This window comes from Mesorhizobium sp. M7A.F.Ca.CA.004.04.2.1, from assembly GCF_004022825.1.
Lineage (GTDB): Bacteria > Pseudomonadota > Alphaproteobacteria > Rhizobiales > Rhizobiaceae > Mesorhizobium.
This window is the reverse complement of sequence record NZ_RZPH01001495.1, coordinates 1-952: the sequence shown is the minus strand read 5'-3', so window position 1 is coordinate 952 and position 952 is coordinate 1. Positions and strand designations below refer to the sequence as shown.

The following is a 952-nucleotide window of genomic DNA, read 5'->3' as shown; positions in this document are numbered from 1 at the left end:
GGGTGAGGTAATAGGCGGCAAGGATCGGCAGCAGCGTCACCAGCACCACGACCATGGCGACGACATTGGTGACCGGGCGCTGGCGCGGGCGGATCAGCTCTTCCAGCATCCAGATCGGCAGCGTCTGCTGCTGTCCGGCGGTGAAGGTGGTGACGATGACCTCGTCGAAGGACAGCGCGAAGGCCAGCATGCCGCCGGCAAGCAGTGCCGTGGCGATGTTGGGCAGCACGACATGGCGAAAAGTCTGAAAACCGTCGGCGCCGAGATCCATCGACGCCTCGATCATCGATCCGGAGGTGCGGCGAAAGCGGGCGACGGCATTGTTGTAGACGACGACGACGCAGAAGGTGGCGTGGCCGAGCACGATCGTCCAGAACGAGAACGGGATATCGGCGAGCGAAAAGGCCGAGCGCAGCGCGATGCCGGTGATGATGCCGGGCAGGGCGATCGGCAGGATGACCAGCAGCGAGATGGTTTCGCGGCCGAAGAATTTTGTCCGCGACACCGCCGCCGAACAGAGCGTTCCGAGGACCAAAGCAATCGCAGTCGAGATCGAGGCAACCCTGACCGATAGCGACAGCGCCTGCCAGACATCCGGCCGGTTCCAGGTCACGGCGAACCATTGCGTCGTCAGCCCTGGCGGCGGCCAGACGAAGCTCTTCTCCTCGGTGGTGAAGGCGTAGACGAAGATCAGCAGGATCGGCAGATGCAGGAACAGCAGGCCGCAGGCGGCGGCTATCTTCAGGCCGAGCGGAGCCGACTGGGAACCATCAGAGCGCATCGAAGGCCCCCATGCGCTTGGCGCCCCAGAGGTAGAAGCCCATGATGACGATCGGCACCACGGTGAAGGCGGCGGCGAGCGGGATGTTGCCGGCGGTGCCTTGCTGCGAATAGACGGCTTGGCCGATGAACAGCCGCGAGGTGCCGATGATCTGCGGGATGATATAGCCGC

Annotated in this window: 1 protein-coding gene and 1 pseudogene; both read right to left on the bottom strand. The window is 64.3% G+C overall.

Going from position 1 to position 952, the window contains the following annotated elements:
* A partial coding sequence (locus tag EN893_RS35675; RefSeq protein ID WP_164901474.1) for an ABC transporter permease occupies positions 1 to 781 on the bottom strand: 781 nt, incomplete at its 3' end.
* Positions 771 to 952: pseudogene (locus EN893_RS35670) on the bottom strand (ABC transporter permease); the annotation flags it as partial. The gene EN893_RS35675 and the pseudogene EN893_RS35670, both read right to left, overlap by 11 nt.